The sequence below is a fragment of the Flavobacteriales bacterium genome, assembly GCA_019694795.1.
GTDB lineage: Bacteria > Bacteroidota > Bacteroidia > Flavobacteriales_D > UBA2798 > UBA2798.
In genome coordinates this window covers 60,189-77,413 of record JAIBBF010000007.1, presented here as the reverse complement: position 1 = coordinate 77,413, position 17,225 = coordinate 60,189, and the positions used below count along the sequence as shown (strand labels likewise).

The following is a 17,225-nucleotide window of genomic DNA, read 5'->3' as shown; positions in this document are numbered from 1 at the left end:
AAATTCCCTGCCAATGAAATTATTCGGAAATGATCAATTTAATAGTTGGGTAATTTTCGCTTGTTAAAAAGTAAATTCCGGGAGAAAGATCGAGCTGGATACCATATCCGGAGAACGGAATATTCAGATTTTTAAGGCATTTACCACTGAGATCAAAAATCTTCACCTGGTGCGATGAGGATTTAACATCATCGAACCAAAAATGAATAAAGCCATTGGAAGGATTTGGATAGCTTTTCCACGACATGTTTTCTTGCGCTTGCTCTGAAAGTCCTAATTGATTCCCTTCTGAAATATAAAAACGATCCACCGCTGCCTCGAGGTAATTTGCACCAAGGATCCAATCATCTTCCGTGTAAAATATAATCTGCATGCTGGAAGATGGAACCATGAGAGCAGAAATTTGAAATCCGGAACTAACCCATTGAGAAGTTGGCGTATTATCCACCGTAATACTTTCTGCAATTACCGTATCGATACCGTCTGTAATCATAATTTTTAGTGTATCGTTGGGAGGACCCTGACCTACATAGTTGAAAAACCATCGCTCATAACCTATCCATGGATCTGTATATTGAGTAGCATCAAAAACCGGTGAAGTGAGAATGGCCGGGCCACCATCTACATCGGCCGTTGCTGCGGTTCCGGCTTGATTTCCGGTTTGAAAACAAATTAAATCGCAGTCGCTTAACACATCGTAGTGGGGATTACTAGGTGTACCATCCGGTAAACCTGCTGGAATTGGAATTTCACGCACCCAATTTCCACCATCTGCGCCAGAAAATACGGTCCATCCAAAATCCAGTGCAAAATCATCATAATAACCTTTTTCCAATAAAATATTACGTGTATTTACGGATGATTGAAAATCGACCAGATCGCAATTATTCCAATGACCCCAATGTCCGCATACCTGGTTATACTGTCCCTGATACATCGAAGGAATGGAATAATTTCCACTTGCATCACTGATTGCCGAGAAGGTAAAATCATTGTTTTTAAAAACGACCTGCGCACCTGCAATGGGAATTCCGCTTCCGACTTCGGTAATTTGTCCGCTCACCGATATCGGGGTAAAAGGAACTAAAGCCATATTTGCAAAAGTGGTATCACCATTGGTGATGGAAACATTAAACAAGGTATCCGGGAAAAAACCGGGTTTTGAAAACGCGATATCGAAAACACCTGATTGACCTAAACCCGTTCTATAGTTACCGGCCAAATCGGAACTCGTGTTTACTGATTGATTGAGGATTGAAATGGTGGCATTAAAAATTGGACTTCCATCACTAAAATTGGTTACCGTACCATGCAACATCGCACCGCGAACAAGTGTTCTTCCAAAAACATATAAGCCATTTTCGATGTCGGAAGCGATGATGGTTCCCGAATTAAAATAAGGATAAACACCCCAAATACTATTAAAGCCATTTCCGCTTAATGGAGAAACATCAATATTTCCGACTTCGATAAGATTATAGGGATCATGTGCGTCATGAATCACCACTCCATCTCTGTAATACGAAGTAATCAACCAGCCCTGATAATAGTACACATTATGAGGAATAGAACCCGACCCTGGATTTGATTTCACCTGATCTAGTAGTTTAATATCACCCATATCGGTGATGTCGTAAGATGCAATCGATGCATTGGAAACTTCATCTGTAGTGAACAGATATTTTCCATCATCACTTAACCAGGTATTATGCGTAAAATTATTGGGTGTATTTTGGGTAGCGAGTACAATCGGATTTGATTTATCACTGATGTCTAAAACAGTAAAAAATCCATCCACAATATTTGCCGTATACAAGGTATCTCCTCTTGCATAACTATCGTGAACATAATGCGCATCGTAAGAACCAACTTCCGGTGGATTAATCGGATCTACACTAAGGTCAAAAAAGATTACACCTCCATTTCCACGATTTGCACCGTGAATGTATAATATTCCGTTTTCGTCGATAAACAGCGAATGTGCCGATGAAAAAGGATTTGAAATATCTCCAAAGAACCGGTAGTTGGGTAAAACGGTAGATGCAGGTAAGGGTGACAAATCGATGATTAATAATCCGGCATGTTCCTCGGTGGTGATATAAGCATAATCTCCCCAAACTTTCACTTCACGCCAGATGGAATTGGAGTCGGCCAGAAAAAACTTTTCAACCGGGTTTACAGGGTCGGTCACATCAACTATAGAAGTCCCTTTATTTAGTCCCACAATCGCATATTCATTTCCCAGCTCATCGGTATATCCCCAAAGATTGCTGCATCCTGAATTGTGGGTGGGATTGTAGTCTACATGACTCAAAAGCGTCATATTCAACTGAGCATCAGCAAAAAAACAGACGAATTGTAAAAGAAAAAGCAGGAAATAACGCATAGCACTAAGAATAACGCAACAATATACCAATTCAAACATAATTACGGTTTGAATTTACCCTTTGTATGATGAAGCGGTTCTGAGCATTCCATTATCGGTTGCTTAATTTTTATTTGCAGGTTAATATTTTTTATTATTATTGCACCATGATTCTCGGGAATTCTCCCATTCTGAATCATAATTCCAGTTTTTCATTTCCTCCATTTCGGAGAAATTAATCCCCAAAGGTTCTAACATTATTTTAAATTTTTTATTGATTTCAATTTAACCGCATGAGTGAAGATAAACCCAAAAGAAAGCGCATTTTAAAAGCGGAAAAAGCAGAGTATACAGCACAACCTGAAAACGAATCTAAAGCAGGTTCAGAAGATAATTCTCCCAAAAAACGTGGTAGAAAACCGAAGGAGAATAATGATGCTCCTAAAATTGTGGATGAAGTTGCAGTGAATTTAAATTCCGATTTATTTTCTGATGCTACGGTTAACGAAGAGGAAGAAGAAGAATATATTGTACCTGCCATTATTTCTACCGATGAAGATGACGACGATGAGGATGAAGATGGAGAGGATGATGACAATGATTCGAATGAGGAAGAACGTGAAGTATCAGTTAAATCTGAAGGTCCTGCAGTTGAAAATGAAAAGGCGGCTCAATCAGAAAACAATCCGGTTGAAGGTCAACGTCAGCAACCACAACATCAACAGCAACGTCATCATCAAAACAATCCCAATCAGCGTTCGCATCAAAACAATCCGAATCAGCGTTCGCATCAAAATAATCCGAATCAAAACAATAATCAGAATAACAACCCTCAACAACATCAGCATCAGCAACGCAGGGAACAAGAGCCGCAATTTAACTGGGATAACATCGTTACCACCGAAGGCGTACTCGAATTAATGCCGGATGGATATGGCTTTTTGCGATCTTCCGATTATAATTACCTCGCCTCGCCTGATGATGTGTATGTATCCACTGCGCAAATCAAGTTATTCGGACTAAAAACCGGTGATACCGTAAAAGGAACGGTTCGTCCACCCCGCGAAGGTGAAAAATATTTCCCGCTGGTGAAGGTTGAAAGCATCAATGGAAGGAATCCTTCCTATATCCGCGACCGTGTTCCATTTGAATATTTAACCCCTTTATTCCCTACTGAAAAACTTCAGTTAACCGGACATTCAAAGGATAATATGTCGACCCGCGTAATGGATCTTTTTGCACCGATTGGTAAGGGTCAGCGTGGAATGATTGTAGCACAGCCCAAAACGGGTAAAACCATGTTGTTGAAAGATGTGGCTAATGCTATTGCAGAAAATCATCCTGAAGTATATCTGATCGTATTGCTGATTGATGAGCGTCCGGAAGAGGTTACCGATATGGCACGTAGTGTAAAAGCAGAAGTAGTTGCTTCTACGTTCGATGAACCTGCGGATCGTCACGTAAAAGTTTCCAATATCGTTCTTGAAAAAGCAAAACGAATGGTGGAATGCGGACATGATGTTTGTATTCTGCTCGACTCCATCACCCGCCTGGCGCGTGCATACAATACCGTTCAACCTGCTTCGGGTAAAGTATTATCCGGTGGTGTAGATGCAAATGCATTACACAAACCAAAACGATTCTTTGGTAGTGCCCGTAAAATTGAAAACGGAGGATCCTTAACCATTTTAGCTACTGCTCTTACGGAAACCGGTTCTAAAATGGATGAAGTTATTTTCGAAGAGTTCAAAGGAACCGGAAATATGGAACTACAATTAGATCGTAAATTATCTAATCGCCGCGTATATCCTGCTATCGATATTCTTGCATCGGGTACACGGAGAGAAGATTTACTTACCGATAAAGAAACACTTCAGCGTGTTTGGATTCTTCGCAAGCATTTAGCCGATATGAACTCTATAGAAACTATGGAATTTATTAAGGACCGCATGAAGGATACCCGCAACAATGATGAGTTCTTATTATCGATGAACGGATAAGCGCATGAAAATTCCATTTAAGACTGCCCTTATATTTACCTCTGTGTTTGTTATTCTGAAATTAATTTTATTTCAGACCGGCAAACACGGAGATTTATATGTCCTTGTAGTTTTCGGAAATATTTTATGCTTACTCATGACCATGATCTTTGGAATCTATTCATGGAAAAAAGTACATCCTGAAAAACGCGGATACACCGATGATGTGAAAATCACCATGCAATCGGCAGCTTATTATTTAATCCTTGTATCGGCTTTTTCTTATTTGTATTATTCTACCATCGATAAAAATTTCGTTCAACAACGCGTGGAAGAACGTGTTGAAATTGCACGAAAAGCCGATTTTGAAGAATTAAAAAAACAGAATCCGGAAAAACTTCAGGATAAAACCCGCGAAGATTTTATCGATGACGAAAAAGAACAAGCGGAATTGTGGTTTTCTCCATTTTTCCTAAGCACTATGGTCCTTGTTGGAGGAATGATCATGGCCTTTTTTTACAGCCTGGTCATCGCCTGGGGATGGCGAAAATTTTTCGAAAATCAGTTGATCAGGAAATAAGCTGATCCGCCAAACGATTAAAATCAACCCCGTCGAAATTACCGGATGTCATCAGTAATAAATTACTGTCCTCCCACTTCATTTCCTGCAATTCATTTACCAGTGTATTCGAATCTGTAAATACCCGCACATTCGATGTACCGAACGATTGCTGAACGGTTTCAGGTTCTATAGATTTTAATTTCTTATGTGCAATGGTATGCGGATTAAAGTATACAAAAGCGATATCAGCAAGCTTCATGGAATCTTTGTACTCTTTCAAAAATTCTTCCGTTAAACTGGAAAAGGTGTGAAGCTCCATACAAGCAATTAATTTTCGCTGTGGGAACTGATTTTTTACTGCTGCGGTTGTCGCCTTTAATTTGCTGGGCGAATGCGCAAAATCTTTATAAATCGAACAGGTATCATTTTTCTTTACGAGCTCTAAGCGCCGGGCTGCTCCCTTAAAACTTTTCATGGCATCCAGAAAAGAATCCAGTTTCATTCCGGCCGACTCACACACCCATCGTGCACCATTTAAATTTTGCATGTTGTGATCGCCAAAAATTAATAGTGGAATTTCTTTTGAATCATGGAGTAAATAGGTAATTCCATCACGTGTGACATTAGGAAATGCCTGATATGAAATTTTATTGATGTTGTTTCCATGCTGCGGAACGATCGATGTTAATTCCTGATCGCCCTCAAAATAAACCAGGGTTCCACCCTCTTCAATGAGATCGATAAATTTTCTGAATTGATCAACATAAATTTCAAACGTTGGAAAAACATTGATGTGATCCCAGGCTATCCCCGAAATCAATGCAATGTGGGGTTGGTATAAATGAAATTTAGGTCGACGATCCTCCGGCGAGGATAAATATTCATCTCCTTCAATAACGGCCAATTTACTGTCATCAGAAAAACCCACCATACACTCATAACCCTCCAATTGGGCTCCAACCATATAATCGTGCGGAATTCCATTTTTATTCAACGCGTGAAGCACCATCGAAGTGATGGTAGTTTTTCCATGTGAACCGCCAATTACAATACGCGTTTTATTTTTTGTTCGCTCATAAATATATTCGGGATACGAATAGACTTTTAATCCTAATTCATTGGCTCTTTTTAATTCCGGATTATCCATACGGGCATGCATTCCAAGAATAACGGCATCCAGGTCCGCACTTATTTTCTCCGGAAACCATCCTTCTTCGGCCGGTAATAAACCATAACGTTGTAATCTTGATTTGGAAGGCTCTACAATTTCATCGTCGGACCCACTTACCTGATCTCCGCTTTTAGCCAATGCTATAGCCAGATTGTGCATCGCACTACCACCAATTGCAATAAAATGAACCTTCATGTTTTCAGGACTTTCCGCTAAATAACTAAAGAGGCCGACCTGTATGTGGCGGTCCTATGTTAATTTGTAAACATAGAAGTGTTAAACTGTAGAAATGTAAGAACAGGCGAATTTTGTCGCAAAATAAGTGTATCTAATCGACGTTTTACTCGTTAGAAAGAATACATTTGTAACTATCAGAGAGATTTACCGACGTTCTTTTCATATATGCGGGTGGTGAAAATTTTTCATAGCAAGTAGTGTTTAAGTTTTCTCAAACGCCACCCGCTTCTTTTGTGAAAATAAACTCCAAATAAAAAAGGGGCTCCAATGGGGCCCCTTTATTTGTTTTAGATTTAGTGTATTCCTTTAAATACCCTATTCCAACGAATTCCTGTTTCAGGATCGGTAGAGAACCATACCAAAACGGCTTTCCCAACAATATGATCATCGGGTACAAATCCCCAAAAACGTGAGTCGGCCGAGTTCTGGCGGTTATCTCCCATCATCCAGTAATAATTCATTTTAAAGGTATAGGAAGTAGCTTTTTGTCCATTAATGAAAATCTCTCCGTTTTTCACTTCCAAATCATTTTTCTCATACACATCAATGATGCGGGTATACAAAGGAAGATTATCGAGATTTAATTCGATGGTTTCTCCTTTTGTCGGGACTTTCAGCGGACCAAAATTGTCTTCTGTCCAATCATATCTTATATCACTTGGGAAAATGGGGAGGTATCGGATTTCGTCGATTCCCGGAACTCCATAAGGAGAATGCATGGAACGAATATCCAGGTAATGTCCTTTTTTCTTAATTACAGGTCGCACATTGTTTTCGCCATAAAGTCCTTTAAATTTTTCCAGATTCTCTGCGGTTAATGGAACTAAAAATATACCTGAATTAAAATCAAGAACTGCACAATCGGAAGAGCTGATATCGTAATTCTGTTTTAAATAAGATTTAAATGAAGCTCCATTGTTTGCCTGAGGAATGGCAGTTTGGGAATGTACTACATAGTTAAATTGCATTCCGTCGGTATTTCCGGATGCTTCGCCATTCACATAAAGTTGACGATCTTTTACTTCAATTACATCACCAGGAATGGCAACACAACGCTTGATGTAGTTATCGCGCTTATCCACGGGACGAGTTCCGATTTTATTCCTGGAAATTAATTGCTGACGTAAAGGATTAATATATGCCTCTTTTATCTTATCATACTGTTGCACCAGCAAAGTATCCTTATTTAAATCGAAAACGCCTTGTCCCTGAAAGTTTTCGAAACCGGCTTGGGCAATGGCGGTGTAATAGGTCACATTGGTATTATCCCACAAAACGGAATCTCCCGCGGGGAAGTTGAATACAACAACATCGTTTCGCTGTACGGAACCAAATCCGGGTAAACGTAAATGTGGTAATGTAAAAATCTCAAGATAACTTTTTCCATTTCCAACAGGCATGGTATTGTGGGTAAAAGGAAAAGAAATTGGTGTCTCCGGAAGTTTTGCTCCGTAGCTTACTTTACTTACAAAAAGAAAATCTCCCACCAATAGATTTTTCTCCATAGATGGAGTTGGAATTTTAAATGCTTCTAAGAAAAAGGTACGGATAATGGTAGCAGCGATGACCGCAAACAATAATGCATCGAACCACTCGCGTGAACGGGGCTTTGATTTTTTTGAAAAATCTTCGGGTCCCACAAAAACATACTGTGGATCATGCGCTATTTTATAAACGAAATACCAGGGAAAGATGATCATCTTTAAAGCGTCGGAGGCCGAACGTTGATTGAAAGACCGTGACAATTCCACATTGAGTACAAAAATCATGAGGAAGTTTACTCCGGGAATTATCATTAACAAAATCCACCACCATGGTTTTTGCATTACTTTAATCCAGATAAAAATATTGTAGCCGGGAATAAATCCTTCCCACTTATTTGTTCTGCCGGCCTTTTCGAATATTTTATAAAGACTGGCAAAATAAACTACAATCAATAATAAGAGCAGGATGTTTGCAATAAGATTCATGTATACGATCTGTTAAAAATTTAATACTTCTTTCATGGTAAACACACCTGTTTTTCCCTGCAGCCATTCCGCAGCAAGAACAGCTCCGGCAGCAAATCCCTTCCGGTTATGGGCGGTGTGCGATATTTCAATATCATCTATGGGCGATGAATAACGAATGATATGTGTACCGGGAACATTATCGATTCGCTTAGAGATAATCGGTAATTCTTCGGTCGATTCGGTGGAATGATTCACCCAACTTTTTTTACGGTCCAAATGCTGCAACATTCCTTCTGCAAGGGTTATAGCAGTTCCACTTGGTGAATCCAGTTTTTGAGTATGATGAATCTCTTCCATACCGGCTTCATATTGCCAATGCGGATTCATTAATTCTGCCAATCGTTTATTTAATTCAAAAAAGATATTTACTCCAACCGAAAAATTGGAGGCATATAACATGGTGTGTTTTCCGGCAATACATTTTTCTCTAACTGCAGTCAATTGCTCATACCAACCTGTTGTACCAATTACAACCGGGACATTTGCTAAAAAACATTTTTCAATATTGGGCAGGACATTATCCGGGCGACTAAATTCAATGGCCACATCGGCAACTTTTAATTCTTCGGGATTAAAATTACCATTGGCGGAATTGATTTTTAGGACAATTTCATGTCCTTTCCCTAATGCAATGGATTCAATTTCTTTCCCCATTTTACCGTATCCCAATAAGGCAATCTTCATAATTCAAAATTAAAATTTAATCCTAAAGCGAAATCCGGCCATTCCACCGGCGGTACTTACAAATGAAGGACGGAACTCGAAACTCAAATTGGGCGAAGTATCATGGCGCCACAAATATCCATCCACTGTAGCATCTATTATTTGCAACACATAAAAACCGGCCATAACTACATACGACAGATCTCTCCATGTTCGGTATTGATCGGTTAAAATTCGTAATTGACTTTCGGAATAGTCGGCCAAATCCAAATTCGAAACCGCTCCATTGTTGTTTAAACGGTATACGTATTCTGTTCTGTAATTTTTATACTGTTTGCTGTTATCCAGAATAAAATACAAACTGGTACCCATGGCAGCATAAATAACAGGAACTTTCCAATACTTGTGGTTGTAAATCTGTCCTGCCCCGGGTAAAACCGCCGACAAGATCATGGCTTTTTTAGGCGAATGCGTAGTATCGAATTCAATCACCTTTTTATGGGAAGTTGAATCACCCTGTGCGTTTACAAATTGAAACGAGCTCAGGAAAAGTAGACTAAGCAACGCGAAAAAACGCATCAGATATCCAGCAGTTCAATGATGCGTTCTAAATCTTTATCGCTTTTAAAATCGATAATTATTCTGCCGCTTCCTTTTGGTGTTTTTTTAATGTCGACAACCGTATTCAATCGTGTAGCCAAATCCTCTTTAATTTTTTGCTGAGGCATCGATAACTGTGATGCGGGATTTGTACCTTTTTTCACCGGTTCTTCCGAAGGAATTACACGGCCTTGAATAATATCTTTTGCACGAGATTCGGTTTTACGAACGCTCATGTCGTTATCCACCACTTCATTAAAAAGCGAAACCTGATCTTTTTCATCACTGAGTGAAACAATAGCACGGGCGTGACCCATGGTTATTTTCTTCTCGCGAATAGCTAATTGAATTTCGGGGGGGAGACGAAGTAAACGCAGGTAATTGGTAACCGTAGAACGGTCCTTCCCTACCCGTTCACCTAATTGGTCCTGGGTTAATTTACACTCTTCAATCAATCGCTGATATCCGATTGCAATTTCTATGGCATCTAAATTCTGTCGTTGAATATTTTCGATTAGTGCCATTTCAAGCATTTCCTGATCATTCGCAATGCGGATGTATACAGGAACTTCTTTTAAACCGGCAATTTGGGAAGCTTTAAAACGACGTTCTCCGGAAATCAACTGGTACTTATCGTTACCCAGTTTACGAACGGTTATAGGTTGAATAATTCCATGTTCTTTAATGGAATTGGTAAGTTCAACCAATGCTTGTTTTTCGAAATGCTGGCGGGGCTGAAAAGGATTTGCTTCAATGCGCTCAATGGCCACCATGGCGATCGATCCAACTGCTTCAGAAAATTTTTTGTTTTCGTATTTCGAGGTGATGTCAGTTTCAGAACTGGCCAATAGGGCACCAAGGCCCCTGCCAAGAGCTGATTTTTTTTGTTTGCTCATGATTATGCTTCTATGATTTTGTCGGATTCGTTGATGCGTGTCATCTCATTTTTTTGCAGAATTTCCCGCGCCAAATTGAGATAATTGATTGCCCCTTTACTGGTGGCATCATGCATAATAATTGTTTCACCGTGTGATGGTGCTTCACCCAGCGTAGTATTGCGATGTATGATCGTATCGAATACCAATTGCTGGAAATGCGTTTTAACTTCATCCACCACCTGGTTGGATAAACGTAGACGCGTATCATACATCGTGAGCAATATTCCTTCGATGCTTAATTCAGGATTCAATCGGGATTGAACAATTTTGATGGTGTTCAATAATTTCCCTAGTCCTTCCAATGCAAAATATTCGCATTGAACAGGAACAATCACTGAATCTGCTCCGGTTAGAGCGTTAACGGTGATTAAACCAAGTGATGGCGAACAATCGATGATGATAAAATCATAATCGTTTTTAATTTTCGACAAGGCGCGCTTCATCATCATTTCGCGGTTGGGTAAATTGATTAACTCAATTTCCGCACCCACCAAATCAATATGCGCAGGCAATAAATCCAGATTCGGATTATTGGTTGTTAAGATGATGTCCCTTGGATCGGTGTCATTAATCAGGCATTCATAAATGCTGGTTTTAATGTTTTTCGGATCAAAACCAACCCCGGAAGTAGCATTGGCCTGAGGATCTGCATCCACCAAAAGAGTCTTAAACTCCAGCGCCCCAAAACAGGCACTGAGGTTAATAGCACTAGTGGTTTTCCCTACCCCACCTTTCTGATTCACAACAGCAATGATCTTTCCCATGCTCTTAGTCCTTGATTTTAATTGTATTAATTCGTGTTCATGGAAACAAAATCAACTAACTTTGCTCCACCAAAATTCAGAATATAAAGATACTCAATCAATACCTCCTGAAAGGGGTATACGGGACTGAGACTTTTAAACAGAATTTTGTTAATTGAACAGTTATCAACAATCAACGTGATTACCATTATCTCCTCTACCAATCGCAGTAATAGTTATTCTGCACGCATGGCCCGGCTGATCCATTTGGAACTGAAGGGTAGAAATGTTGAAAGTCAGGTTCTGGACCTTCAATCGCTCCCCCCTCATTTTGCCTGGTCGAAAATTGAGGACCAGTCTCTGCCCGAATTTGATCAGCTTGCGGAGCAATATATACGCGATGTTAATAAGTTCATTTTTGTCATTCCAGAATACAACGGAAGTTTTCCGGGAATATTGAAAACCTTTATTGATTCTGTACATCCAAGGAATTTTCAGGGTAAAAAAGCAAGTCTGGTAGGCATCAGTTCCGGACGAGCAGGTGCCCTGAGAGCACTTGATCATTTTACGGGGGTGCTTCATTACCTTCAGGTGGAAGTGTTGAGCGATAAACCTAAATTCCCGCAAATCGATAAAATTTTAAATCCAAACAACGAATTAACCGATCCGGAATCGGTGTTCCGTCTGAGAAAAAACATCGACAAGTTCCTGCTTTTTTAACAGGACACTATGAATAAAGCAATTTGCCTGCTTCAGGTATAGCAATATTTCCTTCTACATTTGTAAAATGAAAAAAGGAAGACTAGCGAATTGGGTTGGCTTATTCAGGAATAAGTACATTCTGACCATTACCTTGTTTTTCCTGTGGATGACCTTCTTCGATAACAATGATTTTTTCCGTCAATACAAGGTTTACCAGAAACGGCAGGAAATGACCCGGGAACTCAACCGAAGAAAAGCCTTAATCAAAGACACTTACGAAAACCTTAACCAGTTAAAGGACCGAAAGCAGTTGGAAAAATTCGCCCGCGAACAATACTTGTTTAAGCGACCTAATGAAGATATTTTTGTGCTGGTAGAAGAAAATCCAAATCAATGATTTTAAAATAATTAAGGGCGACAATGTCGCCCTTAATTTTTAGGTGGGTGGATGATGGGATTCGAACCCACGACCCTCAGAACCACAATCTGATGCTCTAACCAACTGAGCTACAACCACCGTGTTTGGGAGTGCAAAAATACAAAAAGTTTGATATGTGCAAAGCAATTAAAATATTATTGTAAGGAAAATCTTTAAAGTAATTTTGGGTCATTATGTCGGATAATTCTAAAGAGAGGCAAATTATTGTAGAGGGAATGACCTGCACCAATTGCGCTTTGAGCGTAACTAAAAAGCTGGAAAAATTAGGCCTCAACAGCGTCAACACTGATTTCATTTCAGGAGAAGTGCGGTTTTCCGGCGATCTAGAATTCGAGGAAATTAAGTCCGAACTAAAAAAAATTGGTTACGAAGCGTTGACGGAGAAAACAGAAGAAGAAAGTGGTAAAATATCCGGCATAGAAAAGAAATTTATTTTCTCGTTGATCTTTACACTGCCCCTTTTGGCACATATGTTTTTAGGTCATGATTCTATTTTAAATTCAGCACTTGTTCAGTTTTTCCTTTGTCTCCCTGTTTACCTTTTAGGCGCTATCCATTTTGGAAAAAGCGGATGGGGATCTCTACGATCAGGAATTGCAAATATGGATGTGCTGATTTTTATCGGTTCCACTGCTGCTTTCGTTTATAGTATCTGGGGCTCGCTAAGCTATTGGGGAACGCATGAAGTTCATAACTATCTGTTTTTTGAAACTGCTGCCACAATCATCACACTGGTGTTTTTAGGCAATGTACTTGAACATCGCTCAGTAAGCAGAACAACCACCGCTATTCGCGAATTGAGTTCATTGCAAAAGGTAAATGCCAAAAAAATAATAAACACCGAAAAAGGTGAAAGCATTGTTGAAATTCAGTCTGAATACATTCAGAAAGATGATATTCTACAAGTGAATTCCGGAGATCGTATCCCTGTAGATGGCATAGTAATTTCGGGAAATGGTTATGCCGATGAATCGATGATTACCGGTGAGAGTCGTTCCATTCTTAAAAGCACGGGACAAAACGTAATTGGCGGTACTATTTTACTTGAGGGTACCCTACGAATCAGCGCCACCAAAATCGGAAAAGACAGCACCCTATCCAAGATCATCACCCTGGTGAAACAGGCGCAAACCCAAAAACCTCAGTTGCAAAAGTTATCCGATAAAGTCAGTGCAATTTTTGTCCCTGCGGTTGTGGCCATATCCATGTTAACCTTTGTACTTTCTTTTTTTGTATTCGATATTTCAATTCAGCAGGCCTTGATGCAGAGTATTGCTGTTTTGGTCATTTCCTGTCCCTGCGCTATGGGATTAGCAACACCTACAGCGGTAGTGTCAGGAGTAGGAAGAGCTGCAAAAAATGGAATCATGATCAAGGGGGGAGATACCTTAGAACGATTCTCCAAAATTAAACAGATTGTATTCGATAAAACCGGAACGCTCACCACTGGCGAATTCGAAATAAAATCGATACGAATCGTTTCGGATGATTCAAAGGAGTTCATTGAGTCTGTATTGTTTTCCATTGAAAAAAACAGTTCACATCCGCTGGCAAAAAGCATAGTGAAATCGCTTCAGCAAAGGTCCGGTTCAATAGAACTATTTCAGGTTAATGAAATTAAAGGAAAAGGAATTCAGGCCATAGATTCAGATAATACGCGTTGGGCGGTAGGGTCATCCAGAATGTATTCTGCGGTTTCGGAAGCCGGCTTGCATGAAATTGTGATTTGGAAAAATGAAAAGCCAGTCGCTTATATTGAATTAAAAGACGAAATAAAACCGGGTGCAAAAGCAATGATTTCCCAGTTAAAAAATCATGGTATTGAACCCATCTTGTTAAGTGGCGACAAAAACGAAAATTGCAAAACCGTGGCAGAGGAATTGGGAATACTGCAATGGTATGGCGAACAACTTCCGGAAGAAAAACTGGAAAAAATGAAAGCATTGAATAAAGAAAAATTCACCGCCATGGTTGGTGATGGAATTAACGATGCACCTGCCCTCTCCGCTTCTTATTTAGGTATTTCTCCTTCTTTGGCAACGGATGTTGCCATAAATGCTGCACAAGTGGTTTTACTCACCCCCAATATCCAGGCCATCTCTGATGCTTATCTCATTAGTAAACACACCATGCTCACCATAAAACAAAATTTGTTCTGGGCATTTTTCTACAATGTAATCGCAATTCCGATTGCAGCAATGGGCTGGCTAAACCCGATGATTGGTTCTTTATCCATGGCCTTTTCTGATGTAATTGTAGTTGGGAATTCCATTCGACTCCAAAAGAAAAAACTGCGATGAGAAAAATTGGAATTATTTCCGATACGCATGGTTATTTGGATGAAAAAGTGTTTGTCCACTTTGCCGATTGCGATGAAATTTGGCATGCGGGTGACATCGGTACTTCCCATGTTGTTGAACAACTTGAAGCATTTAAACCACTAAAAGCTGTTTATGGAAATATTGATGGTACGGAGTTAAGAAAATCTTATCCGGAAACAGCTGTTTTTATGTGTGAAGAGGTAAAAGTGATGATTCACCATATTGCAGGAAAACCCTACACCTACCTTGCTGCAGCAAAAAAATTAATCATTGAGCATCAACCCGGGATTTTGGTATGTGGACATAGCCACATCTTAAGGGTGGAATTCGATAAGAAACTTCAGTTTTTATACTTAAATCCGGGAGCAGCAGGTGTTCATGGATTTCACAAAGTGAAAACGCTGCTTCGCTTTAAAATTGATGGCCAACGGATCTTCGATATGGAAGCAATTGAATTGGGACCGCGGGCTGGTAAATACTCCGAGATGCTATAATTTCTTTTTTTTTCGTTCAAGGCCACCTATATTCGCCTTCTAAGTTTTTTAATTATGGATTTCATTCAATTCGAGAAAATCGGACATGTAGGCAAAATTTCCTTGTCGCGTCCGGATAAGTTTAATTCGTTCAACCGCCAAATGGCACTTGAGTTACAGTCCGTACTCGATAAATGCGCTGCAGATGATGATGTACGTTGTGTTATGCTCACATCGAGTGGAAAAGCATTTTGCGCTGGTCAGGATTTAGGTGAGGCGATTGATCCGAGTGGACCCGGAATTGAAAAAATTGTCATTGAACATTACAATCCGATTGTTGAAAAAATGCGCTTTATGGAAAAGCCCATCGTTGCAGCGGTTAATGGTGTGGCTGCCGGTGCCGGTGCATCACTGGCTTTGGCTTGTGATATTGTTCTTGCCACACAATCGGCTTCATTTTCCCAGGCATTCAGTAAAATCGGACTCATCCCCGATAGCGGTGGAACCCATATTTTACCCCGAATAGTCGGATATCACCGTGCAGCGGCATTGATGTTTTTAAGTGAAAAAATCAGTGCGCAGGAAGGAAAAGAGCTTGGTTTCATTTGGAAAGTATTTGCAGATGATGAATTCGTTGCCAAATCACTTGAATTATGTACCCAGTTAGCCGCCATGCCTACGAAGGGAATTGGACTTACCAAACGACTGTTGAATGAAAGTGTAAGTAACGACCTAAGTGCTCAATTAAAACTTGAAGCAAAAGTTCAGGTAGAAGCAGCTGCAAGTGCAGATCATAAAGAAGGTATTAATGCCTTTTTAGAAAAAAGAGCTCCGGTATTTACAGGAAAATAAATGGATATGAAAAACATGCATATCGGCGTTGTAGGAAGTGGCGCCATGGGAAGTGGAATTGCTCAGGTAGCAGCTATGAATGGACATCAGGTTGTCCTTTTCGACGCTAATCCTGAATCGCTGAATAAAGCAAAATCTTCATTAGAAAAAATCCTGAATTCCCTTCAGGAAAAAGGAAAAATACAAAGTGCTGCCGATGTAATATCGCGTTTTCATTTTGCGTCTGACTTAAACGCTTTTAAAGATTGCGGCTTAGTTATAGAAGCTATTATAGAAAACCTGAATGCCAAACAAGAATTGTTTTCAAAGCTGGAACAGATCATAGCCCCCAATGCAATTCTTGCCACAAACACCAGTTCTTTATCGGTGACCCTAATCGCTGCCTCAGTACAAAATTCTTCAAGAGTAGTTGGTATCCATTTTTTCAATCCTGCACCCTTAATGCCCCTGGTGGAAATTATTCCAGCCGTTCAAACTGAAGAGGAATATTTGGTCCTTTCCCGCAAATTAATCGACTCCTGGGGTAAGAATACGGTATTAGCCAAAGACACACCCGGGTTCATCGTAAATCGCGTTGCTCGCCCTTATTACGGCGAAGCAATCCGGATTTATGAAGAAGGAATCGCCGATTTTGCTACCATCGACTGGGCCATGAAGGAAATCGGAGGATTTCGAATGGGACCTTTTGAATTAATGGATTTCATTGGTAATGACATAAACTATACTGTTACTGAAACTGTTTTCAGGGAGTTTTTCTATGATCCGAGGTATAAACCGTCCTTCACCCAGAAGCGTCAGGTTGAATCCAAACGTCTTGGCCGCAAAACCGGAAGAGGTTATTACAACTATGCCGAAGGAGCCGTTCAACCAGAAGCGAATAAGGACACTGAATTAGGAAATTATATCGTTGAGCGCATTTTGGTCATGCTGATCAATGAAGCGGCAGATGCACTTTACCTGAATATCGCTACACGGGAAGACCTCGATTTGGCTATGACCAAGGGCGTAAATTATCCGAAAGGACTATTGCATTGGGCAGATGAAATAGGAATAAAAAATGTGTTAGATCGCCTGAATCACTTGCAGGACCTTTACGGTGAAGATAGATATCGTCCCAGTCCGATTTTAAAAAAGATGCAAAGCGCTTCGGAAACGTTTTTTCATTAAC

General features: G+C 40.0%; 15 protein-coding genes and 1 tRNA gene. 8 read left to right on the top strand and 8 right to left on the bottom strand.

Features of this window, described 5'->3' with window-relative positions; all coding sequences use genetic code 11:
• Positions 1-19 precede the first annotated feature (19 nt).
• Positions 20-2,425, bottom strand: coding sequence for a choice-of-anchor B family protein (locus K1X56_04260; GenBank protein MBX7093912.1), 2,406 nt, complete (start codon positions 2,423-2,425; stop codon positions 20-22).
• Between the two features lie 233 nt (positions 2,426-2,658).
• Between K1X56_04260 and rho the strand changes: the two genes are divergently transcribed.
• Positions 2,659-4,365 carry a transcription termination factor Rho gene (rho, locus tag K1X56_04255; protein MBX7093911.1) on the top strand — a complete coding sequence of 569 codons (1,707 nt, stop codon included), beginning with the start codon at positions 2,659-2,661 and terminating at the stop codon, positions 4,363-4,365.
• 43 nt (positions 4,366-4,408) lie between these two features.
• Positions 4,409-4,924: a DUF4199 domain-containing protein gene (locus K1X56_04250; GenBank protein MBX7093910.1), complete on the top strand. Its 516-nt coding sequence runs from the start codon at positions 4,409-4,411 to the stop codon at positions 4,922-4,924.
• Here the strand turns inward: K1X56_04250 and K1X56_04245 are convergent.
• The 6 genes from K1X56_04245 to K1X56_04220 all read right to left on the bottom strand — a co-directional run bounded on the left by K1X56_04245 (position 4,914) and on the right by K1X56_04220 (position 11,291).
• Complete coding sequence (locus K1X56_04245) at positions 4,914-6,272, bottom strand: peptidoglycan synthetase (protein ID MBX7093909.1); 1,359 nt, start codon at positions 6,270-6,272, stop codon at positions 4,914-4,916. The two genes, K1X56_04250 and K1X56_04245, sit on opposite strands and share 11 nt — an antisense overlap.
• Before the next feature lie 335 nt (positions 6,273-6,607).
• Positions 6,608-8,284: a signal peptidase I gene (gene lepB / locus K1X56_04240; GenBank protein MBX7093908.1), complete on the bottom strand. Its 1,677-nt coding sequence runs from the start codon at positions 8,282-8,284 to the stop codon at positions 6,608-6,610.
• Between the two features lie 12 nt (positions 8,285-8,296).
• Positions 8,297-9,010 carry a 4-hydroxy-tetrahydrodipicolinate reductase gene (gene dapB, locus K1X56_04235; GenBank protein ID MBX7093907.1) on the bottom strand — a complete coding sequence of 238 codons (714 nt, stop codon included), beginning with the start codon at positions 9,008-9,010 and terminating at the stop codon, positions 8,297-8,299.
• Between the two features lie 9 nt (positions 9,011-9,019).
• Positions 9,020-9,553, bottom strand: a complete 534-nt coding sequence (locus tag K1X56_04230; GenBank protein MBX7093906.1) for a hypothetical protein — start codon at positions 9,551-9,553, stop codon at positions 9,020-9,022.
• 14 nt (positions 9,554-9,567) lie between these two features.
• Positions 9,568-10,485 carry a ParB/RepB/Spo0J family partition protein gene (locus K1X56_04225; GenBank protein ID MBX7093905.1) on the bottom strand — a complete coding sequence of 306 codons (918 nt, stop codon included), beginning with the start codon at positions 10,483-10,485 and terminating at the stop codon, positions 9,568-9,570.
• A 2-nt stretch (positions 10,486-10,487) separates the two neighbouring features.
• Positions 10,488-11,291 (bottom strand): AAA family ATPase, encoded by an 804-nt coding sequence (locus K1X56_04220; GenBank protein ID MBX7093904.1) that lies wholly within the window; start codon positions 11,289-11,291, stop codon positions 10,488-10,490.
• A 177-nt stretch (positions 11,292-11,468) separates the two neighbouring features.
• On the opposite strand from K1X56_04220, the gene K1X56_04215 reads away from it, so the two are divergent.
• Positions 11,469-11,990 carry an NAD(P)H-dependent oxidoreductase gene (locus K1X56_04215; protein MBX7093903.1) on the top strand — a complete coding sequence of 174 codons (522 nt, stop codon included), beginning with the start codon at positions 11,469-11,471 and terminating at the stop codon, positions 11,988-11,990.
• A 67-nt stretch (positions 11,991-12,057) separates the two neighbouring features.
• A complete protein-coding gene (locus K1X56_04210; GenBank protein ID MBX7093902.1) occupies positions 12,058-12,369 on the top strand; it encodes a septum formation initiator family protein in 312 nt (103 codons plus the stop codon).
• A 46-nt stretch (positions 12,370-12,415) separates the two neighbouring features.
• Here the strand turns inward: K1X56_04210 and K1X56_04205 are convergent.
• Positions 12,416-12,489, bottom strand: a tRNA-His gene (locus tag K1X56_04205).
• A 95-nt stretch (positions 12,490-12,584) separates the two neighbouring features.
• Between K1X56_04205 and cadA the strand changes: the two genes are divergently transcribed.
• Genes cadA through K1X56_04185 form a run of 4 tightly spaced genes read left to right on the top strand, consistent with a single transcriptional unit; the run spans position 12,585 to position 17,224 of the window.
• A complete protein-coding gene (gene cadA, locus K1X56_04200) occupies positions 12,585-14,711 on the top strand; it encodes a cadmium-translocating P-type ATPase (GenBank protein ID MBX7093901.1) in 2,127 nt (708 codons plus the stop codon).
• Positions 14,708-15,226, top strand: a complete 519-nt coding sequence (locus K1X56_04195) for a metallophosphatase family protein (GenBank protein MBX7093900.1) — start codon at positions 14,708-14,710, stop codon at positions 15,224-15,226. Before cadA ends, K1X56_04195 begins: the two co-directional genes overlap by 4 nt.
• A 54-nt stretch (positions 15,227-15,280) precedes the next feature.
• Positions 15,281-16,057, top strand: coding sequence for an enoyl-CoA hydratase/isomerase family protein (locus tag K1X56_04190; protein MBX7093899.1), 777 nt, complete (start codon positions 15,281-15,283; stop codon positions 16,055-16,057).
• Between the two features lie 15 nt (positions 16,058-16,072).
• A complete protein-coding gene (locus K1X56_04185; protein ID MBX7093898.1) occupies positions 16,073-17,224 on the top strand; it encodes an NAD(P)-binding domain-containing protein in 1,152 nt (383 codons plus the stop codon).
• Position 17,225: the final 1 nt, after the last annotated feature.

Coding starts and splice junctions, on each gene's coding strand:
- K1X56_04220 (MBX7093904.1), bottom strand. CDS start 11,291: ATGGGAAAGATCATTGCTGTTGTGAATCAGAAAGGTGGGGTAGGGAAA.
- K1X56_04260 (MBX7093912.1), bottom strand. CDS start 2,425: ATGTTTGAATTGGTATATTGTTGCGTTATTCTTAGTGCTATGCGTTAT.
- lepB (MBX7093908.1), bottom strand. CDS start 8,284: ATGAATCTTATTGCAAACATCCTGCTCTTATTATTGATTGTAGTTTAT.
- K1X56_04225 (MBX7093905.1), bottom strand. CDS start 10,485: ATGAGCAAACAAAAAAAATCAGCTCTTGGCAGGGGCCTTGGTGCCCTA.
- K1X56_04195 (MBX7093900.1), top strand. CDS start 14,708: ATGAGAAAAATTGGAATTATTTCCGATACGCATGGTTATTTGGATGAA.
- rho (MBX7093911.1), top strand. CDS start 2,659: ATGAGTGAAGATAAACCCAAAAGAAAGCGCATTTTAAAAGCGGAAAAA.
- K1X56_04210 (MBX7093902.1), top strand. CDS start 12,058: ATGAAAAAAGGAAGACTAGCGAATTGGGTTGGCTTATTCAGGAATAAG.
- dapB (MBX7093907.1), bottom strand. CDS start 9,010: ATGAAGATTGCCTTATTGGGATACGGTAAAATGGGGAAAGAAATTGAA.
- K1X56_04190 (MBX7093899.1), top strand. CDS start 15,281: ATGGATTTCATTCAATTCGAGAAAATCGGACATGTAGGCAAAATTTCC.
- cadA (MBX7093901.1), top strand. CDS start 12,585: ATGTCGGATAATTCTAAAGAGAGGCAAATTATTGTAGAGGGAATGACC.
- K1X56_04185 (MBX7093898.1), top strand. CDS start 16,073: ATGCATATCGGCGTTGTAGGAAGTGGCGCCATGGGAAGTGGAATTGCT.
- K1X56_04245 (MBX7093909.1), bottom strand. CDS start 6,272: ATGAAGGTTCATTTTATTGCAATTGGTGGTAGTGCGATGCACAATCTG.